We start from the raw sequence: 21322 nt of genomic DNA, 5'->3' as shown, positions 1-21322 counted from the left end.
TGCCATGTACCACCTCACTGCGCTCGTCACGCTGCTGGCGATCCTGTTTTTCTTCTTCACATCCATGAACGTGTCGCGCTCGCGCACCAGGACCGGCGTCAAGGCGCCGGCGATGTCGGGCCACCCGGATTTCGAGCGGGCCTTCCGCATCCAGATGAACACGCTGGAGTGGATGCCGATCTTCCTGCCGTCGTTGTGGCTGTTCGCGGTCTATATCGGCGACGCCGCCGCCGGCGGGATCGGCGCGGTGTGGATCATCGGCCGTATCGTCTACTTCATCGGCTATTCGAAGGCGGCCGCGAAGCGCGGCCCGGGATTCTTCATCCAGGGCATCGCGGCCATCGTGTTGTGGGCGGGAGCTCTGGGGGCGGTGGTGTTAAGGTTGGTGTGAGGGGCACTGCGACCACACCCACGGCCGTCGTCCTGGCGAACGCCAGGACCCATAACCACAGGGCGTGGTTATGGGGAGCATGGTGGCCACAGCTTGTTTCGACAACTGCCAATCGAGGTAATGGGTCCTGGCTTTCGCCAGGACGACATAAAGATCCTCTTATTTCGTCAGCGGGCAGCCGCTCTCCTTGGCGGTGAAGAAGGCCTGGTCGCCGGGGACCACCGCGAGCTGTTTGTAATAATCCCACGGCTTCTTCGACTCCGAGGGCTTCTTGACCTCGAACAGATACATGTCGTGGACCATACGGCCGTTCTCGAGCACCTTGCCCTTGGCGAAAGCGTCGTCGACCGGCAACTCCTTCAGCTTCCTGGCGACCGCGTCGCTGTCCTTGGTGCCGGCGGCCTTCACCGCCTTCAGATAGCTCAGCGTCGCCGAATAGGTGCCGGCGTGGATCATGCTCGGCATCCGGCCGGTGCGCTTGAAGAACCGCTCGGAGAACGCGCGCGTGGTGTCGTCATGGTCCCAGTAGAAGCCTTCCGTCAGCACCAGGCCTTGCGCGGCCTGCAAGCCGAGCCCGTTCACCTCGGCAAGCGTCATCAACAGGCCTGCAAGCTTCTGGCCGCCGGAGACGATGCCGAACTCGGCCGCCTGCTTGATCGAATTGGTGGTGTCCTGGCCGGCATTGGCGAGGCCGACGATCTTCGCCTTCGAGCTCTGCGCTTGCAGCAGGAACGAGGAGAAGTCCGACGAGTTGAGCGGCACACGAACCGAGCCCAGCACCTTGCCGCCATTGTGGGTCACGATCTCGCTGGTGTCTTTCTCCAGCGCATAGCCGAAGGCGTAGTCGGCGGTGAGGAAGAACCAGGTGTCGCCGCCCGCTTTGGTCAGCGCGCCACCGGTACCGACCGCGAGCGCATGGGTGTCGAACGCCCAGTGGAAGCCGTAGGGCGAGCAAGCGCTGCCGGTGATGCTCGACGTGGCCGCGCCGACCACAATGTCGATCTTCTTCTTTTCCTTCGACAGGTCCTGCACGGCGAGCGCCACCGACGACGTCGTCAGCTCCGTGATCATGTCGACATTGTCAGCGTCATACCAGCGCCGCGCGATGGAGGTGGCCAGATCAGGCTTGTTCTGGTGATCGGCGGTGACCATCTCGATCTTCTGGCCGAGCACTTCGCCGCCGAAATCCTCGATCGCCATCCTGGCCGCTTCGACCGAGTACTTTCCGCCGTAATCGGCATAGACGCCGGACTGATCGTTGAGGATGCCGATCTTGACGCCTTGCGCGGAAGCCGGCGCGGCCAGCAACAGCGCCGACGTTGCGACAGCGGCCAAAAGTGCTGATTTCATCTGTTGTCTCCCAGCATTGTTCTGTTTTGAAATCGCGCGAATAGTAGTGAAGAACGCCGTCGCTGCCCATCCATTTCAGATAGGCGGTTAGTATGGGCGGATGCCATACAAAACGTGTCGTCCCGGCGAAGGCCGGGACCCATAGCCACAGGATTGGATTTGGCGAAGACTCGTTGTGACCAGATTCGCGTCACAACTGCTCCCTGGGGTTATGGGTCCCGGCCTTCGCCGGGACGACACCGTGGGTGTTGAAGCGCCTGCAACCAACGGCAATCAGGCAGCGACCTCAGGTTTCGGCTTCCCCTCGTTCCGCCCCTCCGCCAGGTTCCGCACCACGACATAGAAGATCGGGGTGAACACCAGGCCGAACAAAGTGACGCCGATCATGCCGAAGAAGACGGCGACGCCGACGGCTTGCCGCATCTCCGAGCCGGAGCCGGACGAGATCACCAGCGGCAGCACGCCGAGGATGAAGGCAAAGGATGTCATCAGGATCGGCCGCAGACGCAATCGGCAGGCCTCGATCACGGACTCCAGCCGCGGTTTTCCCTCGGTCTCGATGTCACGCGCGAACTCGACGATCAGGATCGCGTTCTTTGCCGCCAGCCCCACCAGCACGACGAAGCCGATCTGCGTGAGGATGTTGACGTCCTGGCCCATGATGCGCACGCCGATGGTGGCCGCCAGCAGGCACATCGGCACGATCAGGATCACCGCGAACGGCAAGGTCCAGCTGCCATATTGCGCGGCGAGTACGAGATAGACGAACAGTACGCAGATTGGAAAAACGTAAAGACCGGCATTGCCGCCGGTGATCTGCTGATAGGACAGGTCGGTCCATTCGAAGCTGAAGCCGCTCGGCAAGGTCTCGTCGGCGAGCTTCTTGATGGCGTTAAGCGCAGTGGTCGAGCTGGTACCCGGCGCCGGCTCGCCTTGCAATTCGGACGCCGCGTAGAGATTGTAGCGTGCGACGCGGTCGGGACCCGAGACATCCTTGAAGTCGACCACGCTGCCCAGCATCACCATGTCGCCGGAGGCATTGCGCGTGCGCAAGCGTGCGAGGTCGGCCGGTTCTTTGCGGAACGGGAAATCGGCCTGGGCGGTGACGTGATAGGTGCGGCCGAACAGGTTGAAGTCGTTGACATAGGTCGATCCGAAATAGGTCTGGATCGTGTCGTTGATATTGGCGATGGGCACCCCTAACTTCTGCGCCTTGGTGCGGTCGATATCGACGAAGAGCTGCGGCGTGTTGGCCGAGAACGGCGAGAACACCGAGGGGGCGAAGAGCGAGGGCGATTTGCGCGCGGCGGCGACGAGTTCGTCGGTCGCCGCTGCCAGCAGCTCCGGACCGCGGCCCTGGCGATCCTGGATGCGGATGGTGAAGCCGCCGCCGGTGCCGATGCCGGGCACCGCCGGCGGCGGAATGACGATGATGAAGGCGCCCTGGATCGCGGCGAGGCGCTTGCGCAACTCGGCGGTGATGGCGTTGGCGGATAGTCCTTTCTTGATCCGCGCCTCGGGTTCGTCGAACACCGGAAACAGCGCCGCCGCGTTGCCGGCCTGCGTGCGGGTCGCGCCCGAGAAGCCGGCGAAAGCGGCGACGCGGACGATGCCCGGCGTATCCAGCGCGATCCGCTCGATCTCGCGCACGACCTCCGTGGTGCGCGCCAGCGACGCCGCGCCCGGCAATTGCACGGAGATGATGACGTAGCCGCGATCCTGCGCCGGAATGAAGCCCTGCGATGTGGTCCCGATCAGCCAGCCGGCGCTGCCGATCAGCACAACATAGACCAGGATCATCACCACCGAGTGCCGGATCACGAAATTGGCCACACCGGCATAGCCATGCGCCAGCCGCTCGAACACACGGTTGAAGGCGCCGGTGAACGCGCCCCAGCCGCGCGCGAGGACGTTCCAGCGCGCTGGCGGCCGCTTCTCCTCGTGCGGGACGAGGAGAAGCGAGGCCAAGGCCGGCGACAGCGTCAGTGAGCAGAAGCAGGAGATCGCGGTCGCGACCGCAATGGTGACGGCGAATTGCTGGAAGAATTGCCCGGATATGCCGCCCAGGAACGCCGTCGGGACGAACACGGCGCACAACACCAGCGCGATCGACACCAGCGCACCGCCAACCTCCTCCATGGTTTTCAGCGCAGCGTCGCGCCGGCTCATGCCGTGCTCGAGATGCCGCTCGACATTCTCGACCACGACGATGGCGTCGTCGACCACGATGCCGACCGCGAGCACCAGCCCGAACAGCGTGAGATTGTTGATGGAGAAGCCGAGTGCCGCCATCACCGCAAACGTGCCGACCAGCGAGACCGGTATCGCGATGATCGGGATGATCGCGGGCCGCCATCCTTGCAGGAACACCAGCACCACGACGACCACGAGCAGCATGGCCTCGTAGATGGTCTTGATCAGCTCGTGGACGGATTGCGCGATGAACTCGGTCGGGTTGTAGCCGATATTGTAGTCGAGACCTTTCGGGAAACTCTCCTTGAGCTTCGTCATCGTGTCCGAGATATGCTTGGCGGTCGCGAGCGCGTTGGATCCCGGCCGCTGGGTCACCAGCATGGCGACCGCCGATTTGCGCAACAGGAAACTGTTGGTGGAGTAGGCCAGCGCGCCGAGCTCGATGCGGGCGACGTCGCGCAGCCGCACCGTCCGGCCGTCGGAGCCGGCCTTGATCAGAATGTCCTCAAACTGTTTCTTGTCCTTCAAGCGTCCGGTGAAGGTGAGGTTCGGCTGGAAGGCGCGGTCGGCGATCGGCGGTTCGGCGAGCTGGCCGCCCGCGATCTGCACGTTCTGCGCCCGGATCGCCGCGAGCACTTCGTCCGAGGTCAGGCCGAGATTGGCGATCCGGTCGGGATCGAGCCAGAGCCGCATCGAATAATCGCGCGCACCAAAGATCTGGATGTCGCCGACGCCGTCGATCCGCAGCAGCTGGTCGCGAACCTGGAGCAGCGCGTAGTTTGAGATGTAGAGCTGGTCGAAGGTGTCGTCGGGCGACAGCATGAACACGACCATGAGGATGTCGGGCGAGTTCTTGCGGGTGACGACGCCGTTGCGCTGCACCTCGTCCGGCAGTTGCGGCTGCGCGATCGCGACGCGATTCTGCACCAGCACCTGCGCCTTGTCGAGATCGGTCCCCAGCTTGAAGGTGACGGTGATGGTGAGCTGGCCGTTCGAGGTCGCCTGGCTGTAGAGATACAGCATGTCCTCGACGCCGTTGATCTGTTGCTCGATCGGGGCGGCGACGGTGTCGGACACGGTTTGTGCCGAGGCGCCGGGATATTGCGTGGTGACGACGACGGTCGGCGGCACCACTTGCGGATATTCCGAGACCGGCAGCGTGGTGTAGGCGAGCGCGCCGACGATCAGCAGCACGATCGACAGCACCATCGCGAGAATGGGCTGGTTGATGGAGAGACGGCCAAGATTCATGATTTGTCACCGGGCTTGCCAGCAGCCGGTGCCTGGGCGGGAGACGCGGCGACCTTGGCGCCGACACGGGCACGCTGGATGCCGTTGACGATGACGCGATCCTCCGCCTTCAATCCTTCACGGATCACGCGCAGGCCATCATCCAGTGGCCCGAGCGTCACGGGACGCGCCTCGACAGTGTCGTCCGGCTTGACCACGAACACGATCTTGCGCGACTGGTCGGTTGCGACCGCGACGTCCGGAATCAGCAGCGCCTCATAGGGCGCGCTGCCGATCAGGCGGACGCGGCCGAACTGGCCGGGCAGGATCGAGAGATCGGTGTTCTTGATGACGGCGCGGCTGCGCAGCGTGCCGGTCGAGACATCAAGGCGGTTGTCGAGGAAGTTGATGGTGCCGTCATGCGAGGGCTTCGTCTCGCCGGCGAGCGTCACTTGCACCGGATTTGCGGTATCGCGCGAGCTTGGACGCTTACCCTCGAACCACAGCTTGCTGTATTTCATGAAAGTCGTCTCATCCATGTCGAAATAGACGTAGATCGGATCGAGCGTCACGATCGAGGTCAGCAGCGTCGAAGTCCCGCTATCGCTGCCCTGCACGAGATTGCCGGCGCTGACGAGATGGCGGCTGACGCGCCCGGTGATCGGCGCGGTGACATGGGTGAACTCGATATTGAGCTTGGCCGCCTTCAGCGCACCTTCGGCCTGCGTCTCGGCGGCATGCGCGGCCTGCAAGGCCTGGCGGCGCTGATCGACCACCTGCTCCGAGACGGCGCTGGTCTGCACCAGGTTGAGACCGCGGTCGAGCTCGCGCTTGGCGAGCTCCACCTTGGCGCGGGCGTCCGAGAGCTGGCCGTCGGCCTGCTCCGCCACCGCCTCGAACGGACGCGGGTCGATCACATAGAGCAGGTCGCCGGCGTGCACGATCGCGCCGTCCTGGAACTCGACGGAGTTGACATAGCCGCCGACCCGCGGGCGGACCTGCACCTCCTCGACCGCCTCGAAGCGGCCGGTGAACTCGTCCCAATCGGTGACCGTGCGCTTGACCGGTTGGGCAATTGTCACCGCCGGAGGCGGCGGGGCGGCCGCCTGCGAGGCGGGCTGTCCACAGCCGGCGAGGGCGAATGCCGCGGCCAGAAGCCCGGCGATTGCGCGGGGCCGCGGCTGAACGAAATCGTGCGTTTTGACAAATTGCTCGCTTCCGTCCGGTCCGCCCATCCCAGGTCCTCGCATGAAAGCCGCAGAAACATCAGGGTACGCGCGTACCTGCGGGCGACACAAGATGGGTCAGCATGATGAAATCTTCAAGGCAACGCCGAGCGCAATGCTTGGGGAAATGCCCTAGCCGGATGATGGGTTGACAGGGACGTCTTCTTCGCCTCTCCCCACCTACGGGGAGAGGCCTGAGCGCGACAGCGATCCGGGTGAGGGGGAGCCTCCGCGAATCCGGCTGACCGTGATTGCGGAGGCAGCCCCTCACCCCGACCCTCTCCCCGTAAGAACGGGGAGAGGGAGAGAGCGCGCGTGAGCCAGCGCCTTCGCACATGACGAAGGCGGGCCGCTCGGCTAGATTAGTCCCACAAAACAAGAGCAATTGTCCCGGGAGGACAGGCGTGTATCAGGGACGTGTCGTTTACGGCGCGATCGAAGAGGTTGTTTTCGGCCATCCCGCGGCCGAGGCCATTGTCGCGCAGATGGACCGGCTGGGGACGCGCCGGGCCTTCCTGATGGTTTCCGGCACGCTGAACCGGCAGACCAGCGAAATCGAGAAGATCAGACACGCCCTGGGCTCCCGCTGCGCTGGGGTCTTCGACGCGATGCCGGCACATACGCCGCGCGAGGCGGTGATCGCGGCGACCAATGCGGCGCGCGAGGCAGCCGCGGACCTCATCGTCACCGTCGGCGGCGGCTCAATCACTGACGGCGCCAAGGCGGTGCAGCTTTGTCTTGCCAACGACATCGACGATATCGCGGGCATCGAGCGCATCCGCGTGCACAAGGGTATCGCTCCCGAGATGAAGGCGCCGGCCGTGCGCCAGATCAGCGTGCCGACCACGATTGCCGGCGGTGAGTTCAGCTCGATTGCGGGGGTGACCGACCGCGCCACCCACGTCAAGCAGATGCTGCGGCACCCGCTCACGGTGCCGCGCGCGACCATCCTCGATCCCGCCATGACCGTGCATACGCCGGAATGGCTGTTTCTTTCGACCGGTATCCGTGCGGTCGACCATTGCGTCGAGGCCATCTGCTCGCGCGAGACCCACCCTTACGCCGACGCGCAATCGGTGAAGGGTCTGGCCATGCTCGCCGACGCGCTCCCGCGGGTGAAGGCCGACGCTGCCGATCTCGACGCGCGGATGGATGCGCAGATCGGCACGTGGCTGTCGATGGGCGCGCTTTCGGCCGGCGTGCCGATGGGAGCAAGCCACGGCATCGGCTACGTGCTCGGCGCGGCCTTCGACGTGCCGCATGGCTACACCTCCTGCGTCATGCTGCCCGCGGTGATGCGCTGGAATGCGCGCGACAACGCCGAGCAGCAGATGGTGGTCGCCGCAGCGATGGGATTTCCCGGCCGCGATGCCGCCGACGTGCTCGATGCCTTCATCCGCTCGCTCGGCATGCCGCGCAGCCTGTCGGACGTGCGCGTCTCGCCCGAGCATTTCGACACCATCGCCGAACAGGCGATGCGCACGCCGTGGGTGCCGCGCAATCCACGCAAGATCGACAGCCCTGCGCAGCTGCGCGAAATCCTGCTTCTCGCCGCATAATTTCTAGCCGGAGGATTGATGTACCCAGGTCAGCATGCCCGCCTGCGCCCGTTGCAACCGGCGTTCATCATGGCGGCGACGGGCGAGACCGTCACCTATCGCGAGCTCGATGCGCGCAGCAACCGGCTGGCACATCTGTTCCGCAAGCTGGGCTTGAAGCGGCTCGATCACTACTCGATCTTCATGGAGAACAATTCCCGCTACCTCGAAGCCTGCGGCGCGGGCGAACGGTCCGGGCTGTATTACACCTGCATCAACTCCTTCCTGACCGCGGGCGAGCTCGCCTATCTCCTCGTCAACAGCCAGTCCAAGGTCCTGATCACCTCGGTGGCAAAGCTCGAGATCGCCCGCCAGGCGATCCAGGCGTGTCCTGAGGTCAAGCTCTGCATCGTCGCCGACGGTCCGGGCGAGAGCGACCGCATCGTCGGGCTTGCAGAGGTGACGGCCGACATGCCGAAGACGCCGATCGCAGATGAGTGGCTGGGCACGGCGATGCTCTATTCGTCCGGGACCACCGGACGGCCGAAGGGAATCTTGCGGCCGCTGCCGGAGGAGCCGCCGAAGCACAATCTGCCGCTGTTCGATTTCCTGACCAAGCTTTGGCAGTACCGCGAGGGCATGGTCTATCTGTCACCCGCGCCGCTCTACCACTCGGCGCCGCAGGCGGCGGTGAATCTCACGATCCGCATGGGCGGCACCGTGATCATCATGGAGAATTTCGATCCCGAGCGGTATCTCCAGCTGGTGCAGCAATGGGGCATCACCCACACCCAGCTGGTGCCGACAATGTTCTCGCGCATGCTGAAGCTGCCGGAGCAAGTGCGCGGCCGCTACGATTTGTCGTCGCTCGAGATCGCGATCCACGCCGCCGCGCCCTGCCCGGCGCTGGTCAAGGACGATATGATCAAATGGTGGGGGCCGATCATCCATGAATATTACGGCGCGACCGAAGGCCTCGGCTTCACGGCCTGCAACAGCGCGGAATGGCTCGCCCATCGCGGCACGGTCGGCAAGGTGCTGCTCGGCGATCTCCATATTCTCGACGAGAACATGAGGCCGTGCCCGACCGGCACGCCGGGCCAGGTGTGGTTCAAGACGGCAACCCCATTCGAATATTTCAACGATCCCGAGAAGACGCGAGAGGCGCGCTCGATCGATGGCAGCATGAGCACGGTCGGCGATGTCGGCTATGTCGACGAGGATCGCTTCCTCTATCTGACCGACCGCGCCACCTTCATGATCATCTCGGGAGGGGTGAACATCTACCCGCAGGAATGCGAGAATTTGCTGATCACCCATCCCAAGGTTGCCGATGCGGCCGTGTTCGGCGTGCCCAATCCCGATCTCGGCGAAGAGGTGAAGGCGGTGGTGCAGCCGATGCCGGGCGTGGCGCCGGGTGATGCGCTCGCCGAAGAGCTGATCGGCTTCTGCAGCCAATCCCTGTCGCGGCAGAAGGTGCCGCGCTCGGTCGATTTCGAGAAGGAGTTGCCGCGACTGCCGACCGGCAAGCTGTACAAACGGCTGCTGCGGGATCGGTACTGGGGGAACAAGACGTCCAGGATCGTGTGAGGTCGTAACCAAACAATCAATGTCGTCCCGGCGAAGGCCGGGACCCATAATCTCAGGGAGTGGTTTGGCGAAGATTCGTGGTTCGGTACTTGGACCTACCGCAACCGATAGATCACGCGGTATGGGTCCCGGCCTTCGCCGGGACGACGGCGAGGCTTGTTGAGACAATTGGAGACCCACACCGGCGCAGGAACTCGCCGACGCCCCGCACCCTCACATTGTCAGAGGAAACCTCTGCGGCCCTTCGTCATCCGAATTGCCAAGAGAGTGAGCGGCCTTGCCGGTTGCCTCGCCGCGCGTGCGTGGCTATCGTTCTGACAAACAGGCCAAAAAGGCAGATGTCCAGGGAGGACCGAGGATGCGGAGCGTATGGGCGCTCGCCGCGACGGCGGCGCTATCTTTGCTGGCGTTTTCGACCAACACATATGCCGGCGAGCCCAAGCAGGGTGGAATCCTGCGGATCTACCACCGTGACAGCCCGGCGAACGCCTCCATTCTCGAGGGCGCGACCTACTCGGTCAACGTGCCGTTCATGGGCGTGTTCAACAACCTTGTCATCTACGACCAGCATATGGCGCAGAACAGCCCTGACACGATCAGGCCCGAGCTGGCCGAGAGCTGGTCATGGAGCAGCGACAACAAGAAGCTGACGTTCAAGCTGCGCCAGGGCGTCAAGTGGCATGACGGCAAGCCGTTCACGTCAGCCGACGTCAAGTGCAGCTTCGATCTGCTCATGGGCAAATCGCAGCAGAAGCTTCGGCAGAATCCACGCAAATCCTGGTACAACGAAGTCAACGACGTCACGCCCAACGGCGATTTCGAGGTGTCGTTCGAGCTGAAGCGGCCGCAACCCTCGCTGCTGGCGATGCTCGCCTCCGGCTATACGCCGGTGTATCCCTGCCATGTCTCGCCGGCGGAGATGCGCACCCATCCGATCGGGACCGGACCGTTCAAGTTCGTCGAGTTCAAAGCCAATGAATCGATCAAGCTGACGCGAAACCCGGACTACTGGAAGAAGGGCCTGCCGTATCTCGACGGCATCGAGTACACGATCATCCCCAACCGCTCGACCGCCATTCTCGCCTTCGTCGCCGGCAAGTTCGACATGACCTTCCCGACGCACATCACGATTCCGCTGCTCAAGGACATCAAATCGCAGGCGCCGAACGCGGTCTGCGTCGTCGAGCCGGACAACGTTTCGACCAATATCATCGTCAATTCGAGCTCGCCGCCGTTCGACAACATCGATATCCGCCGGGCGATGGCGCTCGCACTCGACCGCAAGGCCTTCGTCGACATCCTGTTCGAAGGTCAGGCCGACATCGGCGGCACCATGCAGCCGCCGCCGCAAGGCATCTGGGGCATGCCCAAGAACATGCTCGAAACCATTCCGGGCTACGGTCCGGACGTGAAGGCGAACCGCGAGGAAGCAAAGAAGCTGATGCAAAAGGCGGGCTACGGCCCCGACAAGCACCTTGCGGTCAAGGTCTCCACCCGCAACCTCGCGGAATATCGCGATCCCGCGGTGATCCTGATCGACCAGCTCAAGAGCATCTATATCGACGGCGAGCTCGACGTCGTGGAGACCGCGAACTGGTTCCCGAAAGTTGCACGCAAGGACTACATGCTCGGCCTCAATCTGACCGGCAATGCCGTCGACGATCCCGACCAGTCCTTCTACGAGAACTATTCCTGCGGCTCGGAGCGCAACTACACCAACTACTGCAACAAGGACATCGAAAAACTGTTCGACCTCCAATCGCAGGAGACCGACCTCGGCAAGCGCAAGCAACTGGTCTGGGAGATCGACAAGAAACTGCAGGAGGACGTCGCCCGCCCCATCATCTTCCACGCGCGGGCCGGCACCTGCTGGCAGCCCTACGTCAAGGGAGTCACAATCATGTCGAACAGCTCGTATAACGGCTTTCGCTTTGAGGATTTGTGGCTCGACAAGTAGCACAAGCCGGATGGACGGCTAGCAGGCTCGGCGGAGGCGAATGATGTTTGCCTATCTGGTGCGGCGCCTGTTCCTGATGCTCGTGACCCTGTTCGGGATCTCGATCGTGATCTTTTTCCTGCTGCGCGTTGTCCCCGGCAACATCGTCGACATCCTGTTCGCCGCGGCCGGCTATGTCGATCCGGCCGACAAGGCCAATCTGGAGAAAGAGCTCGGCATCGACCAGCCGCTGATCCTACAATATTGGCACTGGATCAGCGGTTTTCTCCGCGGCGATTTCGGCTACTCCTACGTCTCGGAAAAGCCGGCGCTTCAGGAGATATTACCGCGGATTCCGATCACGGCGCGGCTCGCCGGGCTGGCGCTGCTGTTCTCCGCATCCATCGGCATTCCGCTTGGCGTGATCAGCGCGGTGAAGCAGGGCACGCGCCTGGATTATGCGCTGCGCGTGGTGAGCCTCTCCGGCCTGTCGCTGCCGTCATTCTGGCTTGGGCTGCTGGTCCTCACCGTCTCGGTGGCGATGTTCGGTCAGATGCCTCTCTTCAACCCCAACCCGCAGAGTTTTGGCGAGCTGTTTGCGACCTATTGCATCCCGGCGATGGTGGTCGGGTTCCGCAGTTCGGCGCTGACCATGCGCATCACCCGTTCCTCGATGCTGGAGGTGCTGCGGCAGGACTATATCCGCACGGCGCGCGCCAAGGGCGCGTCGGAAGCCGCCGTGAACTATCAGCACGCGCTCAAGAACGCGATTCTGCCCGTCATCACCGTGATCGGCATCGAGGCGGCATTCTTGATCGGCGGGCTGATCGTCACCGAGACCGTGTTCAACATCCCCGGCGTCGCGCGCTTCCTGGTGGAAGCGATCCGCTGGCGCGATTATCCGATCGTGCAGAACCTCGTGATGCTGATTGCCGTCGTGGTGGTGAGCGCGAATTTCATCGTCGACATGCTGTACGCGGTGTTCGACCCGCGGATCAGGTACACGGACTAGGAGATATGCTTGGCGACGATCGACTATGATCTCGAACTGAGGCGCGCCGGGGCGCATGCGACCGGTGGATGGCGGCGCGTGCTGTTTCTGGCGCAGCGGCATGTGCTGGGCGCGGCCGGGCTCGTCATCATGATCGCGTTCGTGCTCACCGCGATCTTTGCGGACTTTATCGCGCGCTACGATCCGCTGACGATCGATTCCGCGCGTGCGCTGGCTCGCCCAAGCCTGGCGCACTGGATGGGCACGGATTCTTTCGGCCGCGACGTGTTCAGCCGCATCATCCACGGCGCGCGGATTTCGCTGGCGGTCGGAATCGGCTCGACCGCGCTCGGCGGCTCGATCGGCGTCATCGTCGGCCTCACCTCCGGCTATCTCTCCGGCTGGGTTGATCTCGTGTTCCAGCGCGTCTCCGACGTTCTCCAGGCGCTGCCGCTGCTGGTGCTGGCGCTGGTGATGACGGCCGCGCTCGGACCATCGCTGCCAAACGTCATCATCGCCATTGCCATCCCGCTGATCCCGACAGTTGCTCGCGTCACCCGCGCCAATACGCTGGCGCTGCGCGAGCAGCCGTTTGTCGAAGCCGCCAAGTCGATCGGCATGAGCGAGGTGCGCATCGCGCTTCGCCATGTGCTGCCGAACACGCTGGCGCCGCTGATCGTGCTGGCTACCGCTCAGCTCGGCTCGACCATCCTCACCGAAGCGTCGCTGTCGTTCCTCGGCCTCGGTATCCCCGAGCCCTACCCATCCTGGGGCCGCATGCTCTCGGAATCCGCTGCCGAATACGTCCGCACCGCGCCCTGGCTCGTCATCTTTCCGGGCATCGCGATCAGCCTCGCGGTGTTCGGCGCAAACCTGTTCGGTGACGCCTTGCGCGACATCCTCGATCCCCGGCAGCGCGGCTGATGGCTGATACATCCGATCTCGTGCTCGAGGTGAAGAACCTCAGAACGGTGTTCTTCACCAATTCGGGGCTGTTCAAGGCCGTCGACAACATCTCGTTCACTGTCAGGCGCGGCGAGACGCTGGCAATTGTCGGCGAATCCGGCTGTGGCAAGAGCGTCACCGCGCTGTCCTTGATGCGGCTGGTGCCCGACCCGCCCGGGCGCATCGTCGGCGGCTCGGTTTCGCTCGAAGGCGCTGATCTGCTGGCGCTGGACGAGACGGCAATGCGCGCGATCCGGGGCAACCGCATCTCCATGATCTTCCAGGAGCCGATGACCTCGCTCAATCCGGTGATGCGGATCGGCGACCAGATCGTCGAGGCCGTGCGGCTGCATCGGGCGATGCCGACCAGAGAAGCCCGCGACATCGCGGTCGAGATGCTGCGGCTGGTGCGGATTCCCGAGCCGGCGCGGCGCGCGCGGGAATATCCGCATCAGCTCTCCGGCGGCATGCGGCAGCGCGCGATGATCGCGATGGCGCTGGCCTGCCGGCCGGCGCTGCTGATCGCGGACGAGCCGACCACCGCGCTCGACGTCACCATCCAGGCGCAGATCCTGGCGCTGATCCTCGACCTCCAGAAGGAGCTCGGCACCGGCCTCGTGCTGATCACGCACGATCTCGGCGTGGTCGCGCAGACCGCGCAGCGCGTCATCGTGATGTATGCGGGCCGGAAGGTCGAGGAAGCCAGCGTCGAGGCGCTGTTCGCCGCGCCAAAGCATCCCTATACGCGCGGGCTGATGGCCTCGATCCCGGCGGTACCGGCAACCGGCGTCGCGGCGCAGGCGCGGCTCAACGAAATTCCCGGCACCGTGCCGTCGCTGGTCCGGCTGCCGCCGGGCTGCGCCTTCGCGCCGCGCTGCAAGCTCGCGATCAAGCGCTGCGAGGCCGAATATCCGCCGCTGACGGATTGGGGCGGTGGCCACCTCGCCGCCTGCTGGCGCGCGGCTGAAGTGGCGGAGGTGGCATGACGGAGGCGTTGCTCGAAATCACCGATCTCAAAAAGCACTATCCGGTGCGCGCCGGCGTGCTGCGCCGACAGGTCGGCACCGTCCATGCGGTCGACGGTGTCTCGTTCTCGGTTGGCGTCGGGGAAACATTGGGGCTGGTCGGAGAATCCGGCTGCGGCAAGTCGACAGTGGCGCGCAGCGTGTTGCGGCTGGTCGAGCCGACCTCGGGCCAAATCCGGCTCGAGGGCGAGGACATCACGCATCTTTCCAAGTCCGCGCTGCGCCCGCATCGCCGCTCGATGCAGATCGTGTTTCAGGATCCGTTCGCCTCGCTCAATCCGCGCATGACCGCCGGCGACATCGTCGGCGAGCCGCTGGCTGTGCACGGCCTCGCGACCGGCAAGGCGCTTGAGGCGCGCACCGCGAAACTATTCGAGCAGGTTGGCCTCCGGCCCGACCAGATGCGCAATTTCCCGCATCAATTCTCCGGCGGCCAGCGCCAACGCATCTGCATCGCACGGGCGCTTGCACTGGAGCCACGCCTGATCGTGTGCGACGAGCCGGTCTCCGCGCTCGACGTCTCGATCCAGGCGCAGGTGATCAATTTGTTGATCGACCTGCAACGGCAGCACGGCTTCTCCTACCTTTTCATCGCGCACGACCTCGCCGTGGTCGCCCATATCAGCCACCGCGTCGCCGTCATGTATCTCGGCCGCATCGTCGAGATCGCCGGCAAGGACGAGCTGTTCCGCAACCCGCGCCATCCCTATACGCAGGCGCTGCTGGCCTCCGTGCCGGTTGCCAATCCGCTTGCGAAAAAGCTCGCACCACTAGTGGACGGCGATGTCCCGAGCCCGGTCAATCCGCCGCCGGGCTGCGCGTTTCACACGCGCTGCCGGTTTGCAATGGAGCGATGCAAGACGGAGCGGCCCGCGCTCGTGGCAGCGGATGATGGGCACCAGGTGGCGTGTTTGTTGAATGAGGGGACGGGGCGGGGGCAATAAGACCGCCGCCGTCCGGACGAGTTGGGTTTGAGGCAACACCGTCCCCACATCGTCATTGCGAGCGCAGCGAAGCAATCCAGAATCCCTCCGCGGAAAGACTCTGGATTGCTTCGCTGCGCTCGCAATGACTGAGCCGCCCTACCCCGCCCCGATCTCCGCCACGATCTTACCGGTCGTCACCTGCTCGCCCTCCGCGACGTCGATCGCGGCGACGACGCCGTCGATGCCGGCCTTGTGGACGTGCTCCATCTTCATCGCTTCCAGCGTCAAGACCGGCTGCCCGGCGGTGACGCGATCGCCGGGCTTGACCAGCACGGCGATGACGCGACCATTCAGCACGGCGCGGACTCTTCCGTCGCCGCCGTTCGCGGTGACAGCCTTTGGTGCGGCGAGAGTGAGATCGTTAGCCGCGAGCGGAATGCCGCGGTGCTGAAGGTAGAGTTGGTCCCCGTCGCGCAGGAATCTTGCGCTGTCCATCACGCCATCGTGGCGGAAGCGGACAACGTCGTGATTGAGCTGGTCGATCTCGAACCTGTCCTGGCGCTCGCCGACGGCGACGATGTACCCGCCATCGCGCTCGCGGGTGACTTCGAGTTCAACTGTGTGGCCGGCGATTTCGAATTTCACAGGCAGTGCGAACGTTGCCGACAAACTCCGGCCGCTGCGCCATATGGGCGCCTTTGGATTGGTGACGTAGAGCAGGAGACCCGCGAGCGCGGCGGTGAAGGCAGCGTCCCCGCGCGGCGCAAGCAGTTCGTCGCGATGCGCTCCGATGAACGCGGTGGTCGCCTCACCCCTGACAAAGCCGGGATGGCGCAGGCACGACATCAGGAACGCCTGGTTGGTGGTCACGCCGAACGCGGTGATCTGCTCCAGGCCGAGGATCAGCCGCCCCCTCGCCTCTTCGCGTGTCGCGCCATGGCTGATCACCTTGGCGATCATGGAATCGTAGAACGGCGGGATCTCCGAGCCGGATTGCAGCGCGTGCTCGACCCGGATGCCCTCCGGCACCTGCCACCGCGCCATGCGACCGGACTGCGGCATGAAATCATGCGCGGCATCTTCCGAGCACAGCCGCACCTCGATGGCGTGGCCGGAAAAGCGGATGTCCTGCTGCTTGACGGCAAGCGGCTCGCCGCGCGCGACGCGCAATTGCAGCTCGACGAGATCGAGGCCGGTGATCGCTTCCGTGACGGGGTGCTCGACCTGCAGCCGCGTGTTCATCTCCATGAAGTAGAATTCGCCAGCTTCGTCGAGCAGAAATTCCAGCGTGCCGGCGCCCTCGTAGCGTAGCGCCCTGACGGCGGCGACCGCGACCTCGCCCATTTTCGCGCGCAGCACCGGCGTCACCGCCGGCGACGGCGCTTCCTCGATCAGTTTCTGATGCCGCCGCTGCACCGAGCAATCGCGTTCACCGAGATGGATGGCGTTGCCGTGGCTGTCACCGAACACCTGGATCTCGATGTGACGCGGATTCTGGATGGCGCGTTCGAGGATCACGGTCGCATCGCCAAAAGCGGCTTTGGCCTCGGAACGTGCGCTACGCAAAGCATCTGCGAAAGACCCGGCGCCGGTGACGAGCCGCATGCCGCGTCCGCCACCGCCCGCCACCGCCTTGATCATTACGGGAAAGCCAACCTTTTTGGCCTCCGCGAGCATGACCTCGTCGCTTTGGTCCGCCCCCTGATAACCGGGCACGCAGGGCACGCCGGCTTTCTTCATGATCTCCTTGGCGCCGGCCTTGTTGCCCATCGCCTCGATCGCCTGCGGCGACGGGCCGATGAAGACGAGGCCCGCATCCTTGCAGGCCTGCGCAAAATCTTCGTTCTCGGCGAGGAAGCCATAGCCGGGATGCACGGCATCCGCGCCGCTGGCTTTCGCCGCGGCAATGATCGCGGGGATGTTGAGATAAGACTGCGCCGGCAGGGCCTCGCCGATGCGCACGGCCTGATCGGCCTGCCGCACGTGGAGCGCATCGCGATCCGCATCCGAATAGACCGCGACCACTCCGAGGCCAAGCTGTCGCGCGCTGCGCATCACGCGGAGCGCGATCTCGCCGCGGTTGGCGATCAGGACCTTGAAGAACGGCCGGTGCTGCACTGATCCGTTTCTCATGGGCGGGTCACCGAGAATTGCATCCGCTGCGGCGTCCGCGCATCGCCCTCGTGGCAGATCGCGAGCACCTCGGACAGCACCGCACGGGTATCGCGCGGATCGATCACGCCGTCGTCGAGCACGCGCGCGCTGGTCGAGAACACGTCCATCTGACCGTCGAACACGCCCACGATCTGCGCCTTCATGGCGTCGAGCTTGTCTTTCTCGACCGGCTTGCCGCGCCGCGCGGCGGCGGCTTCGGTGACGATCGCCATGGTCTCGGCGGCCTGCTCGCCGCCCATCACGGCGGTCTTGGCATTGGGCCAGGAGAAGCAGAAGCGAGGATGGAAGCCGCGCCCGCACATGCCGTAATTGCCGGCGCCGAACGAGGCGCCGCAATAGATGGTGATCTGCGGCACGGTTGCCGAGGTCACCGCCTGGATCATCTTCGATCCGTGCTTGATCATGCCGGCTTCCTCATAGGCCTTTCCGACCATGTAGCCGGTGGTGTTGTTCAGATACAGCAGCGGCGTGCGGGTCTGGCAGCAGGCCTGAATGAAATGCGTGGCCTTGTTGGCGCCGGCCGGGTCCAGCGGACCGTTGTTGGTGATGATGCCGATCGCCTGGCCTTCGATGCGGGCATGGCCGCAGACGGTGGCCGGGCCGTAATTCGGCGCCATCTCGGTGAAATCGGAATCGTCCACGATCCGCGCGATGACCTGCTTCATGTCCACGGAGCGCTTGTGGTCCATCGGCATGATGCCGAGCAGTTCGTCCTGATCATAGCGTGGTGGCTTATATTGCGCGGCCGCCCGCTCCGGCCGCTGCCATTCGAGCGCAGCCATGATCTCGCGGGCGATGCGCAGTGCGTCGCGGTCGTCCTCGGCAAGATAGTCGCCCAGGCCGGACACCTGCGTGTGCATCTCGGCGCCGCCGAGCTCTTCCTCGGTCGCGACCTCACCGGTCGCAGCCTTCAGCAGCGGGGGACCTGCGAGGAACGCACGGGTGCGACCGCGAATCATGACGATGTAGTCGGACAGGCCGGTCTGATAGGCGCCGCCGGCAGTGGACGAGCCATGCGTCACGGTGACGACCGGCAATCCAGCCGCGGAGAGCCGGGCGAGATTGCGGAAGATGTTGCCGCCACGAACGAAGTCTTCGACACGGTAGCGCAACAGATTGGCACCGGCGCTTTCGACCAGCTGGACGTAAGGAAGCTTGTTCTCCAGCGCGAGCTCCTGCACCCGCAGCGTCTTGTCGAGACCGTAAGGCTGGAGCGCGCCGGCATCGATGCCGGAATCGCTGGCGCTGATCATGCAACGGATACCCGATACAAAACCTATGCCGGCGATGACGCCGCCACCGGGTACGCTCTTGCCGGCGTCGGGCACGTCGAACATGTAGCCGGCGAGCGTGGACAGCTCGATGAAGGGCGCGCCGGGGTCGAGCACCAGCGCAACGCGTTCGCGCGGCAGCAGCTGGCCGCGCTTGTGGAAGCGATCTTTCGCTGCGGCAGATGCGGCGCGCGTGCGCTCCTCCAGTGCGCGCATGCGGTCGATCAGGCCGAGCATGCCGTCGCGGTTGGCGTGGTAGGCGGCGCTGCCGGGGGAGATGGTGTTTTCGATGGTGGACACAGTGTTACTCCGTCGTTCCGGGGCGATGCGAAGCATCGAACCCGGAACCTCGAGGTTCCGGGTTCGCGCTTTCGCGCGCCCCGGAACGACATTCAGAGATTCGTCCCAAAGATCTTCCGCGCCTCCGCCGGGCTTGCGATCTCGCGTCCCATCCGACGCGCGCACGCGGCGGCGGCCTCGATCAGCTGGCCGTTCGACGTGACCTTCTTGCCGTCGGCGAGATAGAAGGTGTCCTCCAGCCCGGTGCGCAAATGGCCGCCGAGCTCGGCGCAGCGCTGATGCAGCGGCCAGATCTCCTCGCGGCCGATCGCAGTGACCTGCCAATGTGCCCCGGGAAGCTTCAGCTTGAGCAGGATCGGCAGCAGATCGGGATCTGACGGCATGCCGGAGGCGACGCCCATCACAAAATTATACTCAAGCGGGCCTTTGTACATGCCGACCTGGTTGTACATGCCGACGCAGCGGACGATGCCGACATCAAAACACTCGAACTCGGGGATGGTGCCGACCGCGTTCATGACGTCGAGATAGTCCTTCACCTTCTCGACCGAATTGTCGAACATCATCGGCGGCCAGGCCCAATTGCTGTCGGCCTTGACCTTCAGGTAATTCAGCGAGCCGGCGTTGCAGGCCGCGATCTCCGGCCTGGTCTCGCGGATGCAGTCGAGCGCGCCCGAGTAGTTCGGTCCTGATACGCCAGAGGTGTGATTGATGATCACGCCGGGGCAGGCCTCCCGGATCGCCTGCTGGATCTCCTTGCTGACGGCGACCTCCCAGGACGGCAGATGCCCCTTGTCCGGCGCCTGCTGGCGCAGATGGATGTGCATGATGCTGGCGCCGGCATCGAACGCAGCTTTGGCCTCGCGCGCCATCTGCTCGGGCGTGACCGGCACGTTGTGCTGCTTGGGGTCGGTGAGCACGCCGTTCAGCGCGCAGGTGATGACGGCCTTGTCGCTCATGCCCCAAATGTCTCGCAGGTTGAGGATTCAACGCTTGCGATCATGTGACGCGCGGGCTGCGGCTTCTTGCGCGGAGAAGCTAGCGGAAAACGAGGAATCGTAGGGTGGGCAAAGGCGCTCTTGCGCCGTGCCCGCCATGTCTCCAAGCCTGACGAAAGTGGTGGGCACGCTACGCTTTACCCACCCTACGAGAGCGTTGCTAGCTCGCCTCCGCTAGCCTCACCGTCTCGCTGCTGCGATAAATCGCGAGATCGCGCGAGCCGACGAAGATCGCGCGAGGCTTCAATCCATAGAAGCGACGGATCGAATGGCTGAAATGAGTCGAGTCGGGATAGCCGATATCCTGCGCGAGATGGGCGAGGTTGAGGTCCTGGTTGGCGAAGTGCAGCAGATGCCTTGCCCGTTTCCAGGCGCGGAAGGAGCGGAACGAGATGCCGGTTTCCTCCTTGAACAGGTGCAGGAAGCGCGAGGCGGACAGGCCGGCTTCCGTGGCGCATGTATCCGCCGTCACCGGCTCGCCCGTGAAGCGTCCGATGCGGGCGACAGCGCGCATCACGCGGGGGTCGAGCGCGCGGCGCGGCAGCGCCTCGCCAAAACACATCTCGTCGAATTCGGCGGTGGTGATATCGCCGTAGCGGCGCTGCCGCAGCAGCGCGTAAGCGGCCAGGATCTTGCGGACATATATAGCCTTGTCCGGTCCGGAGAGCCGCTCCGCAAGCGCCTCGATCACGCCGTTCGGCATGCTTTCCGGCTCGAGCGTGACGCTGATCGCAGTGCGATAGTCGCTGGCGATGGAGTGCCGCTGGTTCGGCAGGGTTACCAGCAATTCGCCGGTGGCGTGGACGTCGTCGATCGTCAGATGCAAATTGCCTTTGACCGCGACATAGACATGGCAGCAACCGGGGGTCCGCTTGCGGGGGCGGCCGAGCAGACCGGCGTAAAACACCCGCTCCGGCGTGATCAGCATCAGATGGTCGGATTCGCGACCCGGATCTTCCATTGGCGGTCCTCCTCGCGACGGCTCTCTGGCCGCTGCGGACGAGGCACCTTAGCGGAAATTTGGGCACTGTCACGGCGCGGTAGCGCTGTCATGGAGCGCAAAAGATCGGCGTTCCGGGATGGGGCGCGGACGACCCGGAACTCTTGATAATATCGTCGTCCTGGACAAGCGCAGCAAAGCGGAGCGCTGATCCAGGACCCATTACCCCGAAAAGGTATTGCGGCACGAAGGTAGCAACGACGCGTGTTCGCCAAACTGCTCCCCGGGGTAATGGGT

At 64.4% G+C, this 21322-nt stretch carries 15 protein-coding genes; 8 read left to right on the top strand and 7 right to left on the bottom strand.

The annotated features are described in order from the left end of the window. Positions 1 to 4: 4 nt before the first annotated feature. On the top strand, positions 5 to 391 hold the full coding sequence (locus AC0L2O_RS04425; protein ID WP_369720462.1) for an MAPEG family protein: 387 nt from the start codon (positions 5 to 7) through the stop codon (positions 389 to 391). A gap of 159 nt (positions 392 to 550) precedes the next feature. Here the strand turns inward: AC0L2O_RS04425 and AC0L2O_RS04420 are convergent, their stop codons facing one another. The 3 genes from AC0L2O_RS04420 to AC0L2O_RS04410 form a co-directional block, all read right to left on the bottom strand. Then, positions 551 to 1741, bottom strand: a complete 1191-nt coding sequence (locus tag AC0L2O_RS04420) for an ABC transporter substrate-binding protein (protein WP_473368836.1) — start codon at positions 1739 to 1741, stop codon at positions 551 to 553. 273 nt (positions 1742 to 2014) lie between these two features. After that, positions 2015 to 5185 (bottom strand): efflux RND transporter permease subunit, encoded by a 3171-nt coding sequence (locus tag AC0L2O_RS04415; protein ID WP_473368835.1) that lies wholly within the window; start codon positions 5183 to 5185, stop codon positions 2015 to 2017. Next, positions 5182 to 6399: an efflux RND transporter periplasmic adaptor subunit gene (locus AC0L2O_RS04410; protein ID WP_473368834.1), complete on the bottom strand. Its 1218-nt coding sequence runs from the start codon at positions 6397 to 6399 to the stop codon at positions 5182 to 5184. Before AC0L2O_RS04410 ends, AC0L2O_RS04415 begins: the two co-directional genes overlap by 4 nt. Positions 6400 to 6794: 395 nt before the next feature. On the opposite strand from AC0L2O_RS04410, the gene AC0L2O_RS04405 reads away from it, so the two are divergent. The 7 genes from AC0L2O_RS04405 (at position 6795) to AC0L2O_RS04375 (ending at position 15359) form a co-directional block, all read left to right on the top strand. Next, positions 6795 to 7949: an iron-containing alcohol dehydrogenase gene (locus tag AC0L2O_RS04405; protein WP_473368833.1), complete on the top strand. Its 1155-nt coding sequence runs from the start codon at positions 6795 to 6797 to the stop codon at positions 7947 to 7949. 18 nt (positions 7950 to 7967) lie between these two features. Next, a complete protein-coding gene (locus AC0L2O_RS04400; protein WP_473368832.1) occupies positions 7968 to 9518 on the top strand; it encodes an AMP-binding protein in 1551 nt (516 codons plus the stop codon). A 358-nt stretch (positions 9519 to 9876) separates the two neighbouring features. Beyond that, entirely contained in the window at positions 9877 to 11475 is a 1599-nt protein-coding gene (locus tag AC0L2O_RS04395; protein ID WP_369720456.1) for an ABC transporter substrate-binding protein, read from the top strand. A 43-nt stretch (positions 11476 to 11518) separates the two neighbouring features. Next, positions 11519 to 12466: an ABC transporter permease gene (locus AC0L2O_RS04390; RefSeq protein WP_369720455.1), complete on the top strand. Its 948-nt coding sequence runs from the start codon at positions 11519 to 11521 to the stop codon at positions 12464 to 12466. A 9-nt stretch (positions 12467 to 12475) separates the two neighbouring features. Beyond that, entirely contained in the window at positions 12476 to 13369 is an 894-nt protein-coding gene (locus tag AC0L2O_RS04385) for an ABC transporter permease (protein ID WP_473368831.1), read from the top strand. Continuing rightward, positions 13369 to 14376 carry an ABC transporter ATP-binding protein gene (locus AC0L2O_RS04380; protein WP_473368830.1) on the top strand — a complete coding sequence of 336 codons (1008 nt, stop codon included), beginning with the start codon at positions 13369 to 13371 and terminating at the stop codon, positions 14374 to 14376. Before AC0L2O_RS04385 ends, AC0L2O_RS04380 begins: the two co-directional genes overlap by 1 nt. Further along, positions 14373 to 15359 (top strand): ABC transporter ATP-binding protein, encoded by a 987-nt coding sequence (locus AC0L2O_RS04375; protein WP_473368829.1) that lies wholly within the window; start codon positions 14373 to 14375, stop codon positions 15357 to 15359. The genes AC0L2O_RS04380 and AC0L2O_RS04375 overlap by 4 nt, the downstream gene beginning before the upstream one ends. A gap of 138 nt (positions 15360 to 15497) precedes the next feature. On the opposite strand, the gene AC0L2O_RS04370 is transcribed toward AC0L2O_RS04375, so the two are convergent. The 4 genes from AC0L2O_RS04370 to AC0L2O_RS04355 all read right to left on the bottom strand — a co-directional run bounded on the left by AC0L2O_RS04370 (position 15498) and on the right by AC0L2O_RS04355 (position 21046). Then, positions 15498 to 17474 carry an acetyl/propionyl/methylcrotonyl-CoA carboxylase subunit alpha gene (locus AC0L2O_RS04370; RefSeq protein ID WP_473368828.1) on the bottom strand — a complete coding sequence of 659 codons (1977 nt, stop codon included), beginning with the start codon at positions 17472 to 17474 and terminating at the stop codon, positions 15498 to 15500. Continuing rightward, a complete protein-coding gene (locus AC0L2O_RS04365) occupies positions 17471 to 19087 on the bottom strand; it encodes an acyl-CoA carboxylase subunit beta (protein ID WP_473368827.1) in 1617 nt (538 codons plus the stop codon). Before AC0L2O_RS04365 ends, AC0L2O_RS04370 begins: the two co-directional genes overlap by 4 nt. 92 nt (positions 19088 to 19179) lie before the next feature. Next, positions 19180 to 20046, bottom strand: a complete 867-nt coding sequence (locus AC0L2O_RS04360; protein ID WP_473368826.1) for a beta-keto acid cleavage family enzyme — start codon at positions 20044 to 20046, stop codon at positions 19180 to 19182. A 199-nt stretch (positions 20047 to 20245) separates the two neighbouring features. Further along, entirely contained in the window at positions 20246 to 21046 is an 801-nt protein-coding gene (locus tag AC0L2O_RS04355; protein ID WP_369720450.1) for an AraC family transcriptional regulator, read from the bottom strand. Positions 21047 to 21322 lie beyond the last annotated feature (276 nt).

The organism is Bradyrhizobium sp. Kon10, assembly GCF_055807395.1.
The sequence above is the reverse complement of the archived record's forward strand: the minus strand, read 5'-3'. Positions and strand labels throughout refer to the sequence as shown.